Source organism: Lichenicoccus sp., assembly GCF_965277665.1.
Taxonomy (GTDB): domain Bacteria; phylum Pseudomonadota; class Alphaproteobacteria; order Acetobacterales; family Acetobacteraceae; genus Lichenicoccus.
Genome location: NZ_OZ255835.1, coordinates 1,164,799 through 1,183,624 on the forward strand (window position 1 = coordinate 1,164,799; position 18,826 = coordinate 1,183,624).

Here is an 18,826-nt window from a genome sequence, read left to right on the forward strand (position 1 = left end):
GGCGGGATGCGGCGGATGCGCCTGTTGCTGATCGAGGACGATGCCGAGACCGCCGCCTTCATCTGCGAAGGGCTGCGCGAGGCGGCGCACGAGCTGTGCCTGTCGGTGGATGGCCGCGACGGGCTGGTGCGCGCCGCGGCCGAGAGCTGGGACGTGATCATCGTCGACCGCATGCTGCCGCAGCTCGACGGGCTGTCGCTGGTGCGGCTGCTGCGCGCCTCCGGGATCGCCACCCCGGTGCTGTTCCTCACCACGCTGGACGGCATCCACGATCGCGTGGCGGGTCTCAATGCCGGCGCCGACGACTACGTGGTAAAGCCGTTCGCGCTGGCGGAGCTGGCGGCGCGCGTGACGGCGCTGGGCCGTCGGCGGCAGGCGCCGGGTGCGGCCACCAGCCTGCGCGTCGCCGACCTGGAGATCGACCTGCTGACCCGGGCGGTGCGACGCGGCGGCGAGACGATTGTCCTGCAGCCGCGCGAGTTCCGCCTGCTCGAGCACCTGATGCGACACGAGGGCGAGGTGATGACGCGCACCATGCTGCTCGAGCAGGTCTGGGACTTCCATTTCGATCCGAACACCAACATCGTGGAGAGCCATGTCAGCCGGTTGCGCGACAAGCTGGGCCGCGACCGGCCCGAGCTGGTCCGGACCGTGCGCGGCGCCGGCTACATGATGGCCGCACCCGGTGACTGAGACCGCGGCGTCCCGCGGCACCGCGCGACGCCTGGTGCGCAGCTCGTCGTTCCGGCTGATGCTCTTCTACGCGGCCTTGTTCACGCTGTCGGTGCTGGTGCTGTTCGCGATCATCGCCGTCACCGCTGACAGCTTCCTCACCCGCCAGATCGACGCGACGGTGACCAACGAACTGGCGGAAATCCGCGCGGATGCCGCAGCCGGGCCCCGTGCGGACGAAACGACGCGGCTGCGCGGCGTGATCGACGCACTGACCCGGCACTCGCCCGGCTTCTTCTATCTGCTGCAGGACCGCGACAGGCGGGCGTTGGCGGGCAACATGCAGCCGATCCGGCCGCTGCCGGGATGGCGCACGCTGCGCTGGTCGCATCAGGCGACGCCGGTGCGTCGCGGGCCGCCGATACAGGGCGACGGCGTGCGCCTGCGCGACGACGGCTTCCTGTTCGTCGGCATCAGCGCCTCGGCACGCGACGACATGCGCCGGTCGCTGCTCAACGCGTTCCTCTGGAGCCTGAGCGTGATCGCGATCCTCGGGCTGGGCGGGGGACTGCTCATGGCGATGCTGGTGTTGCGGCGCATCGAGGCGATCAGCCGCGCGACCCGCTCCATCATGGCCGGCGACCTGTCACGACGCATTCCGCTGGGTGGCTCCGGCGACGAGTTCGATCATCTCTGCGGCAGCCTGAACGCGATGCTCGAGCGCATCGAACTGCTTGTCGAAGGGGTGCGGCAGATTTCCAACGACATCGCGCACGACCTGCGCACGCCGCTCACCCGTCTGCGGCAACGGCTCGAACTGGCACGGCGCCGGGAGACGTCGATGGCGGCGCTGCAGGACACCCTGGATGCCGCCGGCACGCAGGTGGACGTGATCCTGGCCACCTTCACGTCGCTGCTGCGCATCGCGCAGATCGAGGCGCGCGCGCACCGGGAAGGTTTCGTCGAGGTCGCCCTCGACCCGCTGGTGCAAACGCTGCTGGATGCCTACGGGCCGCTGGCGGACAGCCGCGGGCAGGGGCTCGCGGCCGATGTGCCGGCAGACCTCGCGGTGCGTGGCGACCGGGCGCTGCTCAACCAGTTGCTGGCCAACCTTCTGGAGAACGCACTCCTGCACACCCAGACGGGCAGCCGGGTTTCGATCTCGGGCCTGCGCGAGGCCGCTGACGTGGTGCTGGTCGTGGCCGATGACGGTCAGGGCATCCCGGTGGAACGCCGCGACTTCGTGCTGCGCCGCTTCGCGCGGCTCGATGCGAGCCGGACGTCTCCCGGCAGCGGGCTCGGGCTGAGCCTGGTCGCGGCCGTGGCCGCCCTGCACGGCGCGACCCTGTCACTGGCAGACAACGAGCCCGGGCTGCGATGCATCCTGAGGTTTCCGGACGAGGCCGGGACGGCCTGATCGATCCGGGCGACCGGCAGGTTTACAACCCCGCGCGATTGCCGGATGATCCCGCCGCAACAGGAACCCCCCGGCTAAAAGGGTGGGGCTGCACGGGGGAAGACGATGAAGCGGCGAGACGCCCTCAAGGGCATGGCGGCAGCGTCCGCGGCCGGAATGCTGGAATGGCCGGCCGGTGCTTTCGCCGCCACCGAACAGATGGTGACGGTCGCCAAGATCATCGGCATTCCGTGGTTCAACCTGCTGAGCGCCGGCATCACCGAGGGCGGCCGCAAATTCGGTATCGATGCCACGATGACCGGACCGGCGCATGTCGACCCTGCCGCCCAGGTCTCGATGGTCGAGGACCTGATCGCCAAGCGGGTCAATGTCATCGGGCTGGTGCCGCTCGATGTGAAGGTCATGGGGCCGGTGCTGCAGCGCGCGCAGGATGCCGGCATCATCGTGATCACCCAGGAGGGGCCGAACCAGGATAACCGGACCTGGGACGTCGAGATGATCGACAGCACCGCCTTCGGCGAGACGCAGATGCAGGCGCTCGCCAGGAACATGGGCGAGCACGGGCAGTACATCATCATGGTCGGCACGCTGACCACGCCGCTGCACAACAAGTGGGCGGACGCGGCGATCGCCTACCAGAAGGCGCACTATCCGAACATGTCGCTGGCGACCTCGCGTTTTCCGGGCTCCGACGAGGTGGACACCGCCGAGCAGGTGATGCGCAACACGCTGCAGGCCTATCCGGACGTGCGCGGCGTCATCGGCTTCGGATCGAACGGCGCGATCGGCGCCGGCAACGTGATCCGGCAGCGCCACCTGCAGCGCAAGATCTCGATCCTGGGCACCGCGATCCCGTCGCAGGTGAAGCCGCTGCTGCTGGATGGCTCGGTGCGGGAGTGCTTCGTGTGGAGCCCCAAGGATGCCGGCTACGCCATGGTCGCGGTCGCCAGCCTCGCGCTGCGCAAGGCGGAGTTCAAGGACGGCATGGACATCCCCGGCCTCGGCCGCGCGCATGTCGATGTCCCCGGCCGCCTGATCAGCGTGGACCGCACGCTGGCCATCAACAAGCAGACGGTGGACGGCCTCATCGCCAAGGGACTCTGACGCGAGAGGGGTTTCGATCCGGCGGCCGGAGCGACCCCGATGAGCGGGTTCCTGCAGCTCCGGGGTATCTCGAAGCGCTTCGGCGGCGTGCGTGCCCTGGCCCAAGTCGATCTGTCGGTCGAGGTGGGGGAGATCCATTGCCTGGCCGGCGAGAACGGGTCCGGCAAGTCCACCCTGATCAAGATCATCTCCGGGGTGCAGCCGCCCGAAGCCGGCGGCCGGATCAGCATCCTCGGCGAGGAGCTGCACCGCCTGACGCCGGGCGAGAGCATCCGGCGCGGCATCCAGGTGATCTACCAGGACCTGTCGCTGTTCACCAACCTGACGGTGGCAGAGAACATCGCCGCCGGGCTGCATCGCGGCGTGCACCTGGTGAACTGGCGTGCCATCCGCAGGACCGCGGAGGCCGCGATCCTTCGTATCGGCGTCGATCTCGACCCGGACGCCTTTGTCGCCGACCTGCCGATCGCGCAGCGGCAACTGGTGGCGATCTGCCGGGCGATGGCGGCCGACGCGAAGCTGGTGATCATGGACGAGCCGACCGCGTCGCTGACCCGGCGCGAGGTGGACAGCCTGCTCGCACTCGCGCACGAACTCCGCCAGCGCGGCATCGCGGTGATGTTCGTCAGCCACCGGCTTGACGAGGTGCTCGAGATCGCGGACCGGGTGACGGTGCTGCGCAACGGCGAGAAGGTGGGCACCTTTGCCGCGTCCGACATGACCAGCCGACGGCTGGGCGAGCTGATGACCGGCAAGAGCTTCGACTATACGGCGCGTGCCGTGCGGGAGGCGGTGGGCGAAACCGTGCTCGCGGTGCACAACCTGTCGCGCGCCGGCGACTACCGGGACATCACGCTCGCGGTGCGCGCGGGCGAGACGCTCGGCATCATCGGGCGGCTGGGCTCCGGCCGTACCGAGCTGGCCTTGTCGCTGTTCGGCATGAATGCGCCGGACGCCGGCACGATCACGGTGCGCGGACGCCGCCTGACCCGGCATGACACGCGCGAGGCGATCGCGCACGGCATCGCCTATGTCTCGGAAGACCGGCTGACGCTGGGCCTGGTGATGCAGCAGCCGATCTCATCGAACATCACGCTCGCGGTGCTGGGCGATCTGGCCGCACGGTTCGGGCTGGTGCCCGAGCAGCGCCGGCAGCAGACCGTCTCGCACTGGGTGGACGAGCTTGGCATCAAGGTGTCCGACACCGAGAACGCGGTGCGCACGCTGTCGGGCGGCAACCAGCAGCGTGTCGTGCTGGCGAAGTGGCTGGCGACGTCCCCGAGCCTGCTGATCCTCGACAGCCCGACGGTGGGCGTCGATATCGGCGCCAAGGACGGCATCTACGCGATTGTCCGTGCCCTGGCGGAAAACGGCCTCGCGGTGATCCTGATCTCGGACGAGGTGCCGGAGGTGTTCTACCATAGCGACCGTGTGCTGATCATGCGCGACGGCCAGCTCACCGGGGAGTTCCTGCCGGCGCACAGCTCGGAGGCCGAGCTGAGGCAGGCGGTCGATGCTTAAGTCGTTCCGGCGCACGCATGAATTCCGGCTGCTGATCGCCACCGTGGCGCTGGTCGCGCTGCTGTCGGTGTCCAGCCGCCGCTTCCTGACGCTGCAGAACGGGCTCGACCTGCTGACCTCCTATGCCTTCTCCGGCATGCTGGCGGCAGGGCTGCTGGTGGTGCTGGTGTCGGGCGGCATCGACATCTCGTTCACCGCGATCGCCTCGGTGGCGCAGTACGTGGCCCTGGTCGCGGTGATGCAGCTGCATGGCGGCTGGCTGATGCTGTTCGCGGTGGCCTTAGGCATCGGCACAGCGCTGGGCATCGTGAATGCAATGCTGATCAGCACGCTGAGGATCTCCAGCATCATCGTGTCGATCGCCATGCTGAACGTGTATTTCGGGATGCTGATGTTCCTCAGTCACGGCAACCAGCTGTTCAACATGCCGGACTGGTTCCTGAACGCCTTCTCGTGGGTGGTGTACACCGACCGCGACCAGAATCCGTATGTGCTGAACGCGCAGATCATCGGCCTGTTCGTCTGCTTCGGCCTGTCCTGGCTGCTGCTCAACCGCACCAGCATCGGCCGGCAGATCTATGCGCTGGGCGGCAACGCCGAGGCGGCGGCGCGGGTCGGCTACAACGCCTGGCGGCTCAACCTCATCGTCTATGGCTATATGGGCTTCATCGCGGGTCTTGCGTCCCTGGCACAGGCGCAGCTGGCGCAATCGGTGGCGCCGAACGTGCTGGTCGGGCGTGAGCTGAACGTGCTGGCCGCGGTGGTGCTCGGGGGTGCCAGCCTGACCGGCGGCCAGGGCACCGTGCTCGGCGCGATCCTCGGCGTGGCGGTGCTGGCGTGCATGGAGAACGGTCTCATCCTGCTCGGGGTGTCGTCGTACTGGACGCAGTTCTTCGACGGGGCGGTGATCCTGGTGGCGGTCTCGACGATCTCCTGGGAGCGGCGGCGCCAGCGCGCCTCGATGCGCCGCGTGATCGCGGGTGCCACACAAGTGGCGGCGACACCATGAGCGCGTCTGCCCGGCGGTCTTCCCTCCGGCGCCCGGTTCGGATCAGCGCGACCAACCGCGTCCTGCTGGTCCTGTTCGTGGCGCTGGTGCTGCTGTTCGGATCCGTCGTCGGCGCGCCGCTGTTCCGGCTCGGCACGCTGCGGGCGATGGCGCTGCAGGTGCCGCAACTCGGGCTGCTGTCGCTGGCGATGATGGTGGCGCTGCTGTCGGGCGGCCTCGATCTCTCGATTATCGCTGTCGCCGACTTCAGCGCGCTGGTCTCGGCGTATCTGCTGACCCACATTCCGGAGGGCGGCGGCGCGCTTGCGATCGCACTGCAGATCGGCGCCCTGTGTTGCGGGCTGCTGGTGGCGGCCCTGATCGGGGCGCTCAATGGCCTCATCATCGCGTATCTCGATGTTTCTCCAATCCTGACCACGCTCGGCACTATGACGATGATCAAGGGGCTCAGCGTCGGCCTGACACATGGCGGGGTGATCTCGGGCTTCCCGCCGCTGGTGCTCTATCTCGGCAATGCCAACCTGCTCGGCATCCCGGTGCCGCTGCTCATCCTGCTGCTGATCGCCTGGCCGGTGGCGGTCATGCTCAACCGCTCGCCGTTCGGCAACCTGGTCGCGATGATCGGCTCCAACATCGCCGCGGTGCGCTATTCGGGCGTCGATACGCGCTGGGTGCTGGTGCGCATCTACGTGCTCTCCGGCCTGCTGGCGGGGCTTGCCGGGGTGATCATGATGGCGCGCTTCAACTCGGCCAACGCCGCCTACGGCGAGAGCTTCCTGCTGGTGACGGTGCTGGCCGCGGTGCTCGGCGGCGTCGATCCATCGGGCGGCTTCGGCAAGGTGAGCGGGCTGCTGATCGCGCTCGCCATTCTGCAACTGATCTCGACCGGCTTCAATCTGCTCGGCCTGAGCGAGTTCCTGACGCTGACGATCTGGGGCGTGACGCTGGTGGCGATCTCCGGCCTCGGCGTCCTGCGGCAGCGCTATCCGGGCCGCAGGCGCACGCTATCCTCCACTGCAGGACGCTCGTGATGGACCAGGATGCCGGTTTCCTCCGCTGGCTCGATAGCGCACAAGCGGAGTTAAGAACCATCGCCGGCGAGGTCAGCGCCGAGGCGCTGCACGGCCTGATCGACGAGCTGCTGGCGGCGCGACGCATCGCCCTGCATGCGCTCGGCCGCGAGGGCCTGATGATGCGGGCGCTGACCATGCGGCTGTTCCATCTCGGCCTGCAGGCCAGCCAGGTGGGCGAGATGACGACGCCGGCGCTGGCCGTGGGCGATCTTCTCATGGTGGCGGCGGGGCCCGGTGCGCTGGAGAGCACGTCCTCGCTGATGCGAATCGCGCGCGCCGCAGGGGCCCGCGTTGTGCTGCTGACGGCGGAGCCCGCGGCACCGCTGGCGCGCCTTGCCGACCTCGTGTTGCTGATGCCGGCGCGCACCATGGCCCGGGCTTCGAGCGATCCGTCCGCGTTCACGATGGGCAGCGCCTTCGAGGGCATGCTGTTCATGCTCTCCGAGTATCTCGTAGGCCAGCTCGCCGACCGCATGGGCGAGACCGAGGATGCGATGCGGGCCCGACATACGAACCTCGAATGACTGGAGATTTGGACATGAATACAGAGACCGTCGGCGCCGGCCATGGCCGGATGCAAGGCCGCGCCGTCGTCGTTACCGGAGCATCCAACGGCATCGGCCGGGCGACCGCGCTGCTGTTCGCGGCCGAGGGCGCCAGGCTGGTCATCAACGATGTCGACGCGGCGCGCCTCGAGAGCCTGCGCGCGGTGATCGCGGCCGCGGGGATCGAGGTCAGGGTCGCGGTGGGCGACGTGTCGAAGGTGGATGACGCGCGGGCGATGATCCAGGCCGCGGTGGACGGCTTCGGACGCATCGACGTGCTGGTCGCCAATGCCGGGATCATTCCGGAACTGGATCTGCTGACCGCGACGGCGGAGGATTTCGACCATGTGATGGCGGTCGATGGGCGGGGGATGTTCCTGACCTGCAAGTTCGCCGCCGAGGCGATGCTGGCCGCCGGCGGTGGCGCGATCGTCTGCCTGTCGTCGATTTCCGGCGAGGCCGGGCAGAAAGGCCAGGCGGTGTACGGGCCGGCGAAGTTCGTCGCCTCCGGGATCACCAAGCATCTCGCGGTCGAGCTGGCGACGCGGGGCATCCGGGTGAACGCCGTGGCGCCCGGCACGATCGCCACCGAAGCGGTGAAGCAGCTGTCCGAGGAGTACGTCGCCGGCGTGAAGGCGATGCATCCGATGGCGCGCCTGGGGCAGCCGGACGAGGTCGCCCAGGCGATCCTGTTCCTGGCCTCGGATGCCGCCTCCTTCATCACCGGCGTGGTGCTGCCGGTCGATGGCGGGTATCTGGCCCAGTAGGGGAACGACCGATGAACTGGAATTCGCATCCGGGCGAGCAGCCCTTCGGTCGGCATGCGCCGCTGCCGCTCGGCGATCTGCCGGGCACGCGCTATCCGAGCCCGGCGGTGGAAGCGCTCGACAAGCGCTTCACCGCGCGGCAGGGCAATGCCGCCATCGAGCGCATCGCCACCGGGTTCCGCTGGGCGGAGGGGCCGGTCTATTTCGCCGATGGCGGCTACCTGCTCTGGAGCGACATCCCGAACAACCGGATCATGCGCTGGCTGGAGGAAGACGGGCATATCAGCGTGTTCCGCGCGCACAGCCATCACGCCAACGGCAACACGCGCGACCGGCAGGGGCGCCTCGTCACCTGCGAGCATGACGCGCGTCGCGTCACCCGCACCGAGCCGGATGGCCGCATCACCGTGCTCATGGACAGCTACCGGGGCCAACGCCTGAACGCGCCGAACGACATCGTCGTGGCGTCCGACGGCGCGGTCTGGTTCACCGATCCCGGCTACGGCATCGATGGCCCCTACGAGGGCCATACGGCGGAGGCGGAACTGCCGCGGCATGTCTATCGCCTCGATCCCGCGACCGGGCAGGCGACGGTTGCCGCCGACGATTTCGTCCGGCCGAACGGCCTTGCCTTTTCGCCCGACGAGACGCGGCTCTATGTCGTGGATAGCGGCATCACGCATGGCGGCCCCGCGCATATCCGGGTGTTCGACGTGGAGCGCGGGCAGCTGCACCGCGGACGCATCTTCGCGGAGGATTTTGCACCGGGGTTCACCGACGGCTTGCGGACCGACATCGAGGGCAATGTCTGGTGCAGCATGGGCTGGGCCGATCCCGGCGAGGACGGTGTCCGGTGCTACGCGCCGGATGGCGCCCTGATCGGCAAGGTGCACCTGCCGGAGACCTGCGCGAACCTGTGCTTCGGCGGCCGCAAGGGGCACCGGCTGTTCATGGCGGCCAGCACGTCGGTCTATGCGCTCTATCTCAACACGGTAGGAGCGCCGCGTTCCTGAGCGTCCGGACCGCCGCAGACGCCCCGGCTTTGACAGGGGGCGAGGAGAGCGCTCTCATGGATCGGTCACTGCAGCCGGCTCCGGCTTTGCGCAGGAGCACGCCAGAGGGAGCGCGTCATGGATTATCGCCAGCTCGGTCGATCGGGCCTGAAGATCTCGTCACTCACCCTCGGCACGATGACCTTCGGCGGACGCGGCGTGTTCGCCAAGACCGGATCGACCGACCTCGCCACCGCGCGCCGGCAGATCGACCAGTGCCTGGATGCCGGGGTCAACCTGTTCGACACCGCGGACATCTATTCCGACGGCCTGTCCGAGGAGATCCTCGGCGAGGCGATCGAGGGCCGGCGGGAGCGGCTGCTGCTGGCGTCGAAGGCGCGGTTCCGGATGGGCCCGGGCGCCAACGATGCCGGCCTGTCGCGCCAGCATCTGATCAGCGCCTGCGAGGCCAGCCTGAAGCGGCTGCGCACCGACACCATCGACCTCTACCAGCTGCACGAGATAGACGGCCTCACCCCGGTCGAGGAGACCATGCTGGCGCTTGACCAGCTCGTGCGTGCGGGCAAGGTGCGCTATGTCGGGGTGTCCAATTTCTCGGCCTGGCACCTGATGAAGTCGCTCGGTGTCGCCGAGCGTAACCGGCTGGTGCGGCCGGTCAGCCAGCAGATCCACTACACGCTGCAGGCGCGCGAAGCGGAGTACGAGCTGGTGCCGGCCTCGATCGACCAGGGGATCGGGATCCTGGTCTGGAGCCCGCTGGCGGGTGGCCTGCTCTCGGGCAAGCATCGTCGCGGTCAGGCAACGCCGGAAGGCACCCGCCAGCTCGCGCAATGGAGCGAGCCGCCGGTGCGCGACACCGACAAGCTGTACGACATCATCGAGGTGCTGGTGGAGATCGCCTCCGCGCACGATGCCTCGGCGGCGCAGGTGGCACTCGCCTGGCTGCTGGGCCGTCCGGCGGTGGCCTCCGTGGTCATCGGGGCACGCACCGAGGCGCAGCTTGCGGACAATCTCAAGGCCGCCGACCTGCAGCTGAGCGCGGAGGAGCGCACGCGGCTCGACGCGGTCAGCGCGCCGCCGCTGCTGTATCCGTACTGGCACCAGGCCAATACGGCGTCGGATCGTCTGTCGGCGGCCGATCTGAGCCTGCTCGGGCCGCACCTGAAAGCGTGACCGTGGCCGCCATTCCGGGGCCGCCATGCCGGCGCTGACCGTGCCGGTCCTGCTCGGCTCGGTGCGCCGGGACCGGCAGGGCATCCGGGCGGCACGGATGATCATCCAGGCGCTGACGGCCCGCGGCCACGCGGCGCCACTGGTCGATCCGATGGAGCTGCAGCTGCCGCTGCTGGACCGGATGTACAAGGAGCATTCCAAGGGCGAGGCGCCCGAGCCGCTGGAGCGGCTGGCGGCGCTCTACCGGCGGGCGGACGGCTTCATGATCGTCAGCGGCGAATACAATAACGGCATCCCGCCGGCGCTGAAGAACCTGCTCGACTACTTCCTCGAGGAGTATTTCTGGCGGCCGTCCGGCATCGTCTGCTACTCGGCCGGGCAGTTCGGCGGCGTCCGCGCGGCGATGCAGCTGCGCATGACGCTGGCCGAACTCGGCATGCCGAGCATTCCGAGCCTGCTGCCGATCCCGCGCATCGGGCAGGCGCTGGCGGAGGATGGCGCGATGCGCGACGAGCGCACCGGCAAGGCGGCCGTGCGCTTCCTGGACGAGTTCACCTGGTATGCGCAGGCGCTGCGGCGGCAGCGCGCGGACGGCCTGCCGTACTGAGGCGGCGCGCGAGCGTCAGGCGCCATCCGCGTCCGGCGTGGTCGGGCAGGCGCGGCCATCCGGGGTGAAGGCCTCGATGATGATGTCGAGCCCCACGGTACGGGTCAGGCACGGCGCGCCGAGCGGTGCCACCATGTCGAGGAAGGCGGAGAGCGGCGTGTGGTCGGCCTGCCCGACGCGGCCATGCACGGCGAAGACCGGGTGGCCGTCATGCAGGGTCTGCAGGGCGCGCGTGGCGTCGTCGGTCCAGAGTTCGTCGGGGAACGGGTCGGCCAGGCGCTGCAGGCGGACATTCATCATGTCGATGGCGCCGGGATCGTCGGTCAGCAGCAGCGCGTCCGCCGGCAGGCTGCCGCGCAGCATCAGGGCGGCGTCGTTCCAGAGCGGCTTGGTCTCCAGCCGGTAGTACGGCAGCAGGTTGGCGATGCCGGCGACGACGATGAGGCCGAGCACGCCGAACGACATGCGGCGCGGCAGGCAGCCGAGGCCCAGGCCCGCGAACAGGAAGAAGATCGGTCCGCTCCAGGCCAGGTAGCGCGGCATCCAGACCGACGACACCACGGACGCGACCAGGAGGCCGGCCGGCAGCGTCACCAGGGCGACCTTGGCGGCGGCCATGGCAGGGTCGCGACGCGGCACGCTCCACAGCCCGAACACGGCGAGCAGCGCCACGACGGCGCCGAGCCACGCGAGGCCGTCGGGGAAGGTGTGGTATGCGATCAGGCTGGTGGTGCGGAGCAGATACACGGCCTGCACGGTGGTCCAGAGACGCTCCCAGTTCAGCGGCGGCACCCAGTCCAGGCCGCTGCGCATGTCACCGTTGGTCAGCCGGTGCATCGCCACGATCCAGGGCAGGTAGCAGACCAGGATCACCGCATGCGTGATGGCGGCGTTGACCAGCAGTCCGCGCCGGGCGGCAGGCTCGCGCCAGCCGGCCAGCGCGATGGCGAGGATGCCGGCCGCCAGCCAGAACAGCGCCACGCTGAGCGTGTCGAGGGCGGCGATGGTGGCGAGCGCATAGACCAGCCAGGGCCGCCAGGCGGAACTCGGGGCCAGCAGTGGCCGGGCTGCGCGGGCCGGGTCACGCAGGACCGCGACCAGCCCCCATAGGCCGAGCAGGATGAAGCTGATGACCAGCGTGTAGGAGCGGGCTTCCTGGCCGTACTGCACCTGGAACGGCGAGAGGGCGAGCAGCAGAGCGGCGGCCACGGCGGCGCGGCGGCCGCCGAGCGCGCGGGTGAGGCCGAACAGCAGCAGGCAGGACAGCGCCCCGAACAGCGCCGCCGGCAGCCGCAGGGTCGCCTCGTCGGTGCCGTGCGGCACGAACCAGCCGCTGATCAGGAAATACAGCGGCAGATGATGGAACGACAGCGAGTCGCGGATCATCGCCTTCGCGGGAAGGGCGGCGCGGTGCAGCGTGGTGACCTCGTCGAGCCAGTACGGCTTGTCGCCGAGCCCGTAGAGCCGGGCGACCAGGCCGGTGACGAACACCGCCATGGCGAGGCAGAAATCTGTCAGGCGCTCCGGGGGAGCCTTCGACCGGGAACGTGGAACGGCAAGCGCTGATCGGTGTTCCATCGGTTCATCAAGAGTGGGATCGGGATCGGACCATGCATGATCCACGCCGCCCTGTCATGAGGGCCAAAGGTAACCGGATGTGGCAAAGCGCGGCCGGGCTCGGCGTGGCGTTGCTGCTGTCGGGCTGTGTCGGCGCAGCGTCGGCCGGCCCCGAGGCGGGAGTTGCCCCGGGCTATGGCTATGTCTGCCATGCCGGAATCTATACCTGTCGCCTGCCGCAGCAGGTGCCGCTCGGTGCGCAGTGCAGCTGCCCGGCGATCGGCGCACCGTCCTACGGCACGGTGGATTGAGCGCTCAGCTGAACATTTCGGGCTGCGCCAGGCGTGCTGCCTCGATGATGCCGAGCAGCGTGCCGAGATGCGCCCCGATGGCCGCCGCCGCGGCATCCTGATCCCGGCTCGCCAGGCGGTCCACGATGACGGCGTGTTCGGCGACCACCGAGCCCATCCGGCCGGCGACCGGCAGGGTGAGGCGGCGGAAGCGATCGACCTGCGTCTTGACCTGCTGGGCAACCGTCCAAAAGCGCGGCTGCCCGGCGATTGCCGCGAGCATGGCGTGGAACGCCTCGTCGGCGCGATGGAAGCCCTCCTTGTCGCCGGCGGCTTCGCGCGCGGCCTGCAGCGCGAGCTGGGCACGCAAGGCCGCGAGGTCGGCCTCGGAGATGCGCAGGGCGGCGACCCGCACCGTTGCCTCCTCGAGCGCGCAGCGGATTGCGATGGCCTCCGGCAGCTCGGCTGCGGGGATCCGGGCGATGAAGGTCCCGGACTGCGGAAAGATGTCGATCAGGCCTTCGTCGGCAAGACGCTGGATCGCCTCCCGGGCCGGGGTACGGCTGACCCCGTGCGCTTTCGCCACCTGCATCTCGATGAGCGGTTCGCCCGGTGTACGAACCAGGGAGACGATCTCCTCGCGCAGGTCCCGGTAGATCAGCGCTGACAGCCGCTCGCCGCGGCGGGACACGGGGGCCGATCGGATGAGGGTGGGCGGGATTGCTCGCATATTGATATACTAGTATATGATTACCCGCCTGCGAAGGAGCGCTGCATGCCGCATCCCGATTTCCTGTTTCCGGCCCAGGCGGACATGCGGGCCGTCGCCCGCCGGCTGTACGGAGAAGTGGCCGGGCTGCCGATCATCAGCCCGCACGGCCACTGCGATCCGGCCTGGTTTGCGCGCGACGCGCCGTTCAGCGATCCGGCGACCTTGTTCGTGGTGCCGGATCACTACGTGTTCCGGATGCTGTACAGCCAGGGCGTGCCCCTCGAGGCGCTCGGCGTGCCGCGGGCCGACGGAGGCAAGACCGAGACCGATACGCGTGCGATCTGGCGCCTGCTGGCCCGCAACTGGCCGCTGTTCCGCGGCACGCCGACCCGGCTCTGGATGGAGCACGGTTTCTCGTCGTTGTTCGGCATCGAGGAGCGTCTGGATGCCGGCAATGCCGACCGCCTCTACGACCTGATCGCGAGCAAGCTGCAGGAGCCCGCGTACCGGCCGCGCGCCCTGTTCGAGCGCTTCAACATCGAGGCGCTGGCCACCACCCAAGCGGCGATCGACACGCTCGAGCACCACCGCACGCTGCGCGACAGCGGCTGGACCGGGCGGGTGATCACCACGTTCCGGCCGGATGCCGTGGTCGATCCGGCATTCCCGGGTTTTGCCGGCAACATCGCCGAGCTCGGCCGGCTGACCGGTGAGGACACCACCACCTGGCGCGGCTATCTCGCCGCCCTGATGCAGCGGCGGGCGTATTTCCGCGGCTTCGGTGCGACCGCGACTGATCACGGGCACCCGACCGCCGCCACCGCGGACCTGCCGGCCGATGCCGCCGCCGCCCTCTTCGGGCGCGTGCTGGCCGGTGCCGCGGCGGCGGACGCCGAGTTGTTCCGGGCGCAGATGCTGACCGAGATGGCGCGCATGAGCCTGGAGGACGGGCTTGTCATGCAGATCCATCCCGGCGCCGTGCGCGACCACAATCCGTCGGTGTTCGCGCGGTTCGGCCGCGACAAGGGGGCCGACATCCCGGCACGGACGGACTACGTGCAAGCACTCAAGCCGCTGCTGGACCGGTTCGGCAACGAAAGCCGGCTGACCGTTATCGTCTTCACGCTCGACGAGACCAGCTACTCGCGCGAACTCGCTCCGCTCGCCGGTCACTATCCGGCGCTGCGGCTGGGGCCGCCCTGGTGGTTCTTCGACAGCCCGGAGGGCATGCGCCGGTTTCGCGAGTTGACGACGGAGACTGCGGGCTTTGCCAACACGGTCGGTTTCAACGACGACACGCGGGCGTTCTGCTCGATCCCGTCACGACACGATGTCGCACGCCGGGCGGACTGTGCCTATCTCGCGCGGCTGGTGACCGAACATACGCTCGACGAGGACGAGGCGCGCGAGGTTGCGATCGATCTCGCCTACCGGCTGGCGAAGTCCGCCTACCGACTCTGAAAAAAAGTCATACGGCGCGCGCAAGCGCGGAACGGCCGCCAACGCGCGGCGAGGGAAACGTCCCAAGGAAACGTCCCAAGGAAACGTCCATGACACGCATCAAGGGTTTGCGCTGGTATATACTCGGCCTTGTCGGGCTCGGCACGGTCGTGAACTACCTCGACCGCAACACGCTCGGTGTGCTGGCGCCGATCCTGCACACGCAACTGCACATGACGACGACGCAGTATTCCTACATCGTCAGCACGTTCCAGATCTGCTACAGCCTGATGCAGCCGGTGGCCGGCTTCATCACCGATCTCATCGGCATCCGCCTGGGCTATTTCCTGTTCGCGTTCGCCTGGGGCAGTGCCGCGATCCTGCATGCGGCTGCCGGGAGCTGGCAGGCTCTCGCCGCCTGCCGCGGCCTGCTCGGGTTCAGCGAGGCCGCCGCCATCCCGACCGCGGTCAAGATGTCGTCGGTGTGGTTTCCGCCAGGCGAACGCGCGATCGCCACCGGCTGGTTCAACTCGGGCAGTTCGATCGGCGCGATGGTGGCGCCCCCGCTGGTGATCTGGATCGCGGTGACCTGGGGCTGGCGCGGCGCCTTCATCGGCACCGGCGCGCTCGGCATCCTGGTCTCGCTGATCTGGCTGCTGCTGTATCGATCGCCCGAGCGGCACCGGCGGCTCGGCGAGCCGGAACGGCAGCTGATCCTCGACGGCCGTGCGGCGGACGAGGTGCTGCCGCCGCCATCGCCGCGCCGGGTGGTCCGGCGACCGGCATTCTGGGGGCTGGCGGTGGCCCGCTTCCTGACCGAGCCGGCCTGGCAGACCTTCGGGCTGTGGATCCCGCTCTACATGGTCACCGTGCGCGGCATGGACATCAAGCATTTCGCCTTGTTCGGCTGGCTGCCGTTCCTCGCGGCCGATCTCGGTTGCGGGTTCAGCGGCTACCTGTCGCTGATCCTCGGACGCCGCTTCGGCCTGTCGCTGGTGAACGCGCGCATCGCCGGCGTCGGCGTCGGCGCGGTCTGCATGATCGGGCCTGCCCTGGTCAGCCTGTTCGCCAACCCGATCGTCGCCATCCTGCTGTTCTCGATCGGTGCGTTCGCGCACCAGACCCTGTCTAGCCTGATGTATGCGCTGGTGACCGACAAGTTCGAGCGCGCCGACGTGGCCACCGCGACCGGAGGCGCCGGCATGGCGGGGTATTTCGGCGCCACCTGCTTCTCGCTGCTGATCGGGCAGGTGGCCGGCAGCATCGGCTTCGGGCCGCTGTTCGCCAGCCTCTCGGTGTTCGACCTGGTGGCCTTCGCGGTGCTGGCGCTGGTGCTGGGGGAACGATCCGGCGCTACACTCGGCCTCGCGGCGTCCGCGCGATCCGGCTGAGGCGTCCGCTTGTCGTTGAAGGGCGTAGCTTGATGTCCGGCCCCCCCACGAACCCCTGGTCGTTCCCCGATCCGGCCCGGCTGGTGCCGCGGCCACCCGCGATGCCGCGGCTGCCGCTGCGCGTGATCGCGGCGGCCGCCCTGGTACTGGCGGCTCTCATCGTGCTGGCTGGCAGCTTCTACACGGTCGAGCCGACCGAGATGGCCGGCGTGCGCCGCTTCGGCACCATCCTGACGCCGCTTCCGGTGCAGCCCGGCCTGCATCTCAAGCTGCCGCTGATCGACGAGGTGGACAAGATCCAGACCAGCCTGACCGCCCTGCGCATGGACAACATGACGGTCTATACGGTGGACAACCAGTCGGTCGGCATCGGCATCGGGCTCACCTACCGGGTGCCCGAGGATGCGGTGCTGCAGTTGCTGTATAAGACCGGGCGCACCGGCAGCCTCGACATCAACAGCACCATGCAGCCGATCATCGCCGACCGGGTCATGCGGGTGTTCTCGACGCAGAACACGGTCAACATCTCAAGCGATCGCGCCGAGATCGCGATCGCGGTGCGGCGCGAGGTCAGTCAGGCGCTGCGGTCGATCTTCGGCATCGAGGTGACCGACCTGCAGATCAGTTCGATCAGCTACTCGCCGACGTTCGAGCAGTCCGTGGAGCAGGCAGTGCAGGCCAAGAACGACGCGATCCGGGCGCAGAACACGGTGGCGCGCTTCCATTTCGAGGGCGAGCAGATCAAGGTGCAGGCGGACGCGCAAGCGGCTGTGCGGATCGCGCAGGCGACCGGCGAGGCGCAGGCCAATATCGACCGCGCCCGCGGCGAGCGGCAGGCGTCGATCCTGCGTGCCGAGGGCGACAGCCAGGCGACGCTGCTGAATGGGCAGGCGCAGGCCCGCGTGCTGCAACTGATCGGCAGCGTGACGCAGGCGAACCCGTCGGTGCTCGGCTTCCAGGCGGCGATGCGCTGGAACGGCGCGCTGCCGGCGACCAGCTTCGGCGCGGGCGCCAACCCGATGACGCTGTTCAGCCTGCCGGCGGCGCCGCACTGACCGAGGCCGCCATGAGTTACACACCTGGCCCTTGAGGCTGAGCCGATGCCCGGGCCGCGGCATGTTTCTGCTACCCAGGGTTGTATCAATCCGGTATGATACCAAAACGGTAGCAGAATGCCGTGGAGGTGGATGTTGCCCGGAGCGCGCTACAACTTTACCGCGCCGAACGCGGCGGTCCTGCGATGGCTGACAGATCCTGGTCACAACGTCGCGCCACCGATCGCCAGGAAACTGCTTGGAGAAATATTTGCGTCTCCGAAGGCGGTCTTAGCGGGTGTCCTCAACGGACTGATCCTGAACATCACCGCCCTGTGCATGCATCGGGGCGAGATCTTTGCCTTATTCGTCGTTGTTGACCTTACCCTTGCCGCCCTTCGTTTCGCTGTCGTCCGGCGCGCGGTCATGGCCGCAGCCCGCAGCCTGGCGACGCCAACCGATCTTTATCTGCTGACCGCTCTGATGTGGTGTGCCCTGCAGGGCACAATGGCTTTTGCTGCGATGCAGACCGGCAGCCTGGCACTTCAACTGCTGGCTGCGACGACGGTGATGGGCCTGGTCGGTCCCATCTGCGCCCGCAACTATGCAGCTCCTCGCTATGCGCTGGCACTTATCGGTCTTTGCGACTTCCCCTTTGTCGTCGGGGCCGCTCTGTCAGGGAACCGCTGGCTGCTTATCCTGGTCCTGCAGACGCCGCTCTTCCTTTTCGGCGTGGCCTCAATCATCAGAAGGTTCCAGGACATGGCGGTCGCCACCCTGCAGGCGGAACAGGACAGTCAGGATCGGGCTCGGCACGACTCCCTGACGAACTTGCTGAACCGCTCCGGCCTGATGGAAGCGCTGGATGGCCAATATGCTGCCAAGTCCCGGCAGTTCATTCTGTTCTACCTGGATCTGGACGGCTTCAAGCCGATCAACGACAATTTCGGCCATCAGGCCGGCGACAGGATCCTGCGTGCCGTCGCGGATAGAATGCGATCGAGCATCCGTCCGGGGGACATCGTGTCGCGGCTCGGCGGCGATGAATTCGTGATCGTTGCGCCGGACATGTCGCCTTCGGCAGGCTCGGAATACGCGAGCAGGGTCATACGGTGCGTCGCGGACGAGCCCTATCTCCTGGAAGGGGTCGGCCAGTTGCGGATCGGGATCAGCGTCGGCTTTGCCTGTGCACCGGAAGACGGCTCGGCCGGGGACGACCTGCACCGCAAGGCGGATGCGGCGCTCTACGACGCGAAGGCGGCCGGCAGGGGCATCGAGCGCCGCTTCGTCAACCCGGCGCAGCACCTTGTCGCGGCATCCTGATGCCTCAGGCGCTGCTAGCGGTGTTTGCCGATGGCATACACGGCCCAGAAGGCGGCCGGCAGCCAGCCGATGATGGTGACCTGAAGCAGCAGGCAGATCAGGCCGGCGATCGGCCGGCCGATGGTAAAGAAGGCAAGCCAGGGCAGTAGCAGGGCAAGCAGCAGGCGCAGCATCGGGG

19 protein-coding genes are annotated in these 18,826 nt (G+C 68.6%); 16 read left to right on the forward strand and 3 right to left on the reverse strand.

Going from position 1 to position 18,826, the window contains the following annotated elements:
- The first annotated feature begins 15 nt into the window (after nt 1-15).
- From ACQY4O_RS05170 to ACQY4O_RS05220, 11 genes are all read left to right on the forward strand, one after another.
- Nucleotides 16-693, forward strand: coding sequence for a winged helix-turn-helix domain-containing protein (locus ACQY4O_RS05170; protein WP_428375143.1), 678 nt, complete (start codon nt 16-18; stop codon nt 691-693).
- Nucleotides 686-2,089, forward strand: coding sequence for an ATP-binding protein (locus ACQY4O_RS05175; protein WP_428375144.1), 1,404 nt, complete (start codon nt 686-688; stop codon nt 2,087-2,089). The genes ACQY4O_RS05170 and ACQY4O_RS05175 overlap by 8 nt, the downstream gene beginning before the upstream one ends.
- 105 nt (nt 2,090-2,194) lie before the next feature.
- Nucleotides 2,195-3,193, forward strand: coding sequence for a substrate-binding domain-containing protein (locus tag ACQY4O_RS05180; RefSeq protein WP_428375145.1), 999 nt, complete (start codon nt 2,195-2,197; stop codon nt 3,191-3,193).
- 39 nt (nt 3,194-3,232) lie between these two features.
- Nucleotides 3,233-4,714 carry a sugar ABC transporter ATP-binding protein gene (locus ACQY4O_RS05185; protein ID WP_428375146.1) on the forward strand — a complete coding sequence of 494 codons (1,482 nt, stop codon included), beginning with the start codon at nt 3,233-3,235 and terminating at the stop codon, nt 4,712-4,714.
- A complete protein-coding gene (locus ACQY4O_RS05190; RefSeq protein ID WP_428375147.1) occupies nt 4,707-5,723 on the forward strand; it encodes an ABC transporter permease in 1,017 nt (338 codons plus the stop codon). Before ACQY4O_RS05185 ends, ACQY4O_RS05190 begins: the two co-directional genes overlap by 8 nt.
- Nucleotides 5,720-6,754: an ABC transporter permease gene (locus ACQY4O_RS05195; RefSeq protein ID WP_428375148.1), complete on the forward strand. Its 1,035-nt coding sequence runs from the start codon at nt 5,720-5,722 to the stop codon at nt 6,752-6,754. The genes ACQY4O_RS05190 and ACQY4O_RS05195 overlap by 4 nt, the downstream gene beginning before the upstream one ends.
- Nucleotides 6,754-7,320: an SIS domain-containing protein gene (locus ACQY4O_RS05200; protein WP_428375149.1), complete on the forward strand. Its 567-nt coding sequence runs from the start codon at nt 6,754-6,756 to the stop codon at nt 7,318-7,320. The genes ACQY4O_RS05195 and ACQY4O_RS05200 overlap by 1 nt, the downstream gene beginning before the upstream one ends.
- Nucleotides 7,321-7,334: 14 nt before the next feature.
- Nucleotides 7,335-8,108 (forward strand): SDR family NAD(P)-dependent oxidoreductase, encoded by a 774-nt coding sequence (locus ACQY4O_RS05205; RefSeq protein WP_428375150.1) that lies wholly within the window; start codon nt 7,335-7,337, stop codon nt 8,106-8,108.
- Between the two features lie 11 nt (nt 8,109-8,119).
- A complete protein-coding gene (locus tag ACQY4O_RS05210; RefSeq protein ID WP_428375151.1) occupies nt 8,120-9,121 on the forward strand; it encodes an SMP-30/gluconolactonase/LRE family protein in 1,002 nt (333 codons plus the stop codon).
- A 117-nt stretch (nt 9,122-9,238) separates the two neighbouring features.
- Nucleotides 9,239-10,294, forward strand: a complete 1,056-nt coding sequence (locus tag ACQY4O_RS05215; RefSeq protein ID WP_428375152.1) for an aldo/keto reductase — start codon at nt 9,239-9,241, stop codon at nt 10,292-10,294.
- Between the two features lie 25 nt (nt 10,295-10,319).
- Complete coding sequence (locus tag ACQY4O_RS05220) at nt 10,320-10,901, forward strand: NADPH-dependent FMN reductase (RefSeq protein ID WP_428375153.1); 582 nt, start codon at nt 10,320-10,322, stop codon at nt 10,899-10,901.
- Between the two features lie 15 nt (nt 10,902-10,916).
- Here ACQY4O_RS05220 and ACQY4O_RS05225 read toward each other — a convergent pair whose 3' ends face one another.
- Nucleotides 10,917-12,398: a glycosyltransferase family 39 protein gene (locus tag ACQY4O_RS05225; RefSeq protein WP_428375154.1), complete on the reverse strand. Its 1,482-nt coding sequence runs from the start codon at nt 12,396-12,398 to the stop codon at nt 10,917-10,919.
- Nucleotides 12,399-12,535: 137 nt separating this feature from the next.
- Between ACQY4O_RS05225 and ACQY4O_RS05230 the strand changes: the two genes are divergently transcribed.
- Nucleotides 12,536-12,769 carry a hypothetical protein gene (locus tag ACQY4O_RS05230; protein WP_428375155.1) on the forward strand — a complete coding sequence of 78 codons (234 nt, stop codon included), beginning with the start codon at nt 12,536-12,538 and terminating at the stop codon, nt 12,767-12,769.
- A gap of 4 nt (nt 12,770-12,773) precedes the next feature.
- Here ACQY4O_RS05230 and ACQY4O_RS05235 read toward each other — a convergent pair whose 3' ends face one another.
- Entirely contained in the window at nt 12,774-13,439 is a 666-nt protein-coding gene (locus tag ACQY4O_RS05235) for a GntR family transcriptional regulator (protein WP_428375156.1), read from the reverse strand.
- Between the two features lie 84 nt (nt 13,440-13,523).
- On the opposite strand from ACQY4O_RS05235, the gene uxaC reads away from it, so the two are divergent.
- The 4 genes from uxaC (at nt 13,524) to ACQY4O_RS05255 (ending at nt 18,648) form a co-directional block, all read left to right on the forward strand.
- On the forward strand, nt 13,524-14,921 hold the full coding sequence (gene uxaC, locus ACQY4O_RS05240) for a glucuronate isomerase (protein ID WP_428375157.1): 1,398 nt from the start codon (nt 13,524-13,526) through the stop codon (nt 14,919-14,921).
- 89 nt (nt 14,922-15,010) lie between these two features.
- Nucleotides 15,011-16,291: an MFS transporter gene (locus tag ACQY4O_RS05245; protein WP_428375158.1), complete on the forward strand. Its 1,281-nt coding sequence runs from the start codon at nt 15,011-15,013 to the stop codon at nt 16,289-16,291.
- Nucleotides 16,292-16,323: 32 nt separating this feature from the next.
- Complete coding sequence (locus ACQY4O_RS05250; RefSeq protein WP_428375159.1) at nt 16,324-17,346, forward strand: SPFH domain-containing protein; 1,023 nt, start codon at nt 16,324-16,326, stop codon at nt 17,344-17,346.
- A gap of 132 nt (nt 17,347-17,478) precedes the next feature.
- Nucleotides 17,479-18,648 (forward strand): diguanylate cyclase domain-containing protein, encoded by a 1,170-nt coding sequence (locus tag ACQY4O_RS05255; protein WP_428375160.1) that lies wholly within the window; start codon nt 17,479-17,481, stop codon nt 18,646-18,648.
- Nucleotides 18,649-18,662: 14 nt separating this feature from the next.
- On the opposite strand, the gene ACQY4O_RS05260 is transcribed toward ACQY4O_RS05255, so the two are convergent.
- A complete protein-coding gene (locus ACQY4O_RS05260) occupies nt 18,663-18,818 on the reverse strand; it encodes a YqaE/Pmp3 family membrane protein (protein WP_428378113.1) in 156 nt (51 codons plus the stop codon).
- Nucleotides 18,819-18,826 lie beyond the last annotated feature (8 nt).

What these genes read in the sequence shown, in the direction of transcription:
- ACQY4O_RS05170 (WP_428375143.1), top strand. Translation starts at nt 16, where the DNA reads ATGCGCCTGTTGCTGATCGAGGACGATGCCGAGACCGCCGCCTTCATC.
- ACQY4O_RS05180 (WP_428375145.1), top strand. Translation starts at nt 2,195, where the DNA reads ATGAAGCGGCGAGACGCCCTCAAGGGCATGGCGGCAGCGTCCGCGGCC.
- ACQY4O_RS05185 (WP_428375146.1), top strand. Translation starts at nt 3,233, where the DNA reads ATGAGCGGGTTCCTGCAGCTCCGGGGTATCTCGAAGCGCTTCGGCGGC.
- ACQY4O_RS05190 (WP_428375147.1), top strand. Translation starts at nt 4,707, where the DNA reads ATGCTTAAGTCGTTCCGGCGCACGCATGAATTCCGGCTGCTGATCGCC.
- ACQY4O_RS05195 (WP_428375148.1), top strand. Translation starts at nt 5,720, where the DNA reads ATGAGCGCGTCTGCCCGGCGGTCTTCCCTCCGGCGCCCGGTTCGGATC.
- ACQY4O_RS05200 (WP_428375149.1), top strand. Translation starts at nt 6,754, where the DNA reads ATGGACCAGGATGCCGGTTTCCTCCGCTGGCTCGATAGCGCACAAGCG.
- ACQY4O_RS05205 (WP_428375150.1), top strand. Translation starts at nt 7,335, where the DNA reads ATGAATACAGAGACCGTCGGCGCCGGCCATGGCCGGATGCAAGGCCGC.
- ACQY4O_RS05210 (WP_428375151.1), top strand. Translation starts at nt 8,120, where the DNA reads ATGAACTGGAATTCGCATCCGGGCGAGCAGCCCTTCGGTCGGCATGCG.
- ACQY4O_RS05215 (WP_428375152.1), top strand. Translation starts at nt 9,239, where the DNA reads ATGGATTATCGCCAGCTCGGTCGATCGGGCCTGAAGATCTCGTCACTC.
- ACQY4O_RS05220 (WP_428375153.1), top strand. Translation starts at nt 10,320, where the DNA reads ATGCCGGCGCTGACCGTGCCGGTCCTGCTCGGCTCGGTGCGCCGGGAC.
- ACQY4O_RS05225 (WP_428375154.1), bottom strand. Translation starts at nt 12,398, where the DNA reads ATGGCGGTGTTCGTCACCGGCCTGGTCGCCCGGCTCTACGGGCTCGGC.
- ACQY4O_RS05230 (WP_428375155.1), top strand. Translation starts at nt 12,536, where the DNA reads ATGAGGGCCAAAGGTAACCGGATGTGGCAAAGCGCGGCCGGGCTCGGC.
- uxaC (WP_428375157.1), top strand. Translation starts at nt 13,524, where the DNA reads ATGCCGCATCCCGATTTCCTGTTTCCGGCCCAGGCGGACATGCGGGCC.
- ACQY4O_RS05245 (WP_428375158.1), top strand. Translation starts at nt 15,011, where the DNA reads ATGACACGCATCAAGGGTTTGCGCTGGTATATACTCGGCCTTGTCGGG.
- ACQY4O_RS05250 (WP_428375159.1), top strand. Translation starts at nt 16,324, where the DNA reads ATGTCCGGCCCCCCCACGAACCCCTGGTCGTTCCCCGATCCGGCCCGG.
- ACQY4O_RS05255 (WP_428375160.1), top strand. Translation starts at nt 17,479, where the DNA reads ATGTTGCCCGGAGCGCGCTACAACTTTACCGCGCCGAACGCGGCGGTC.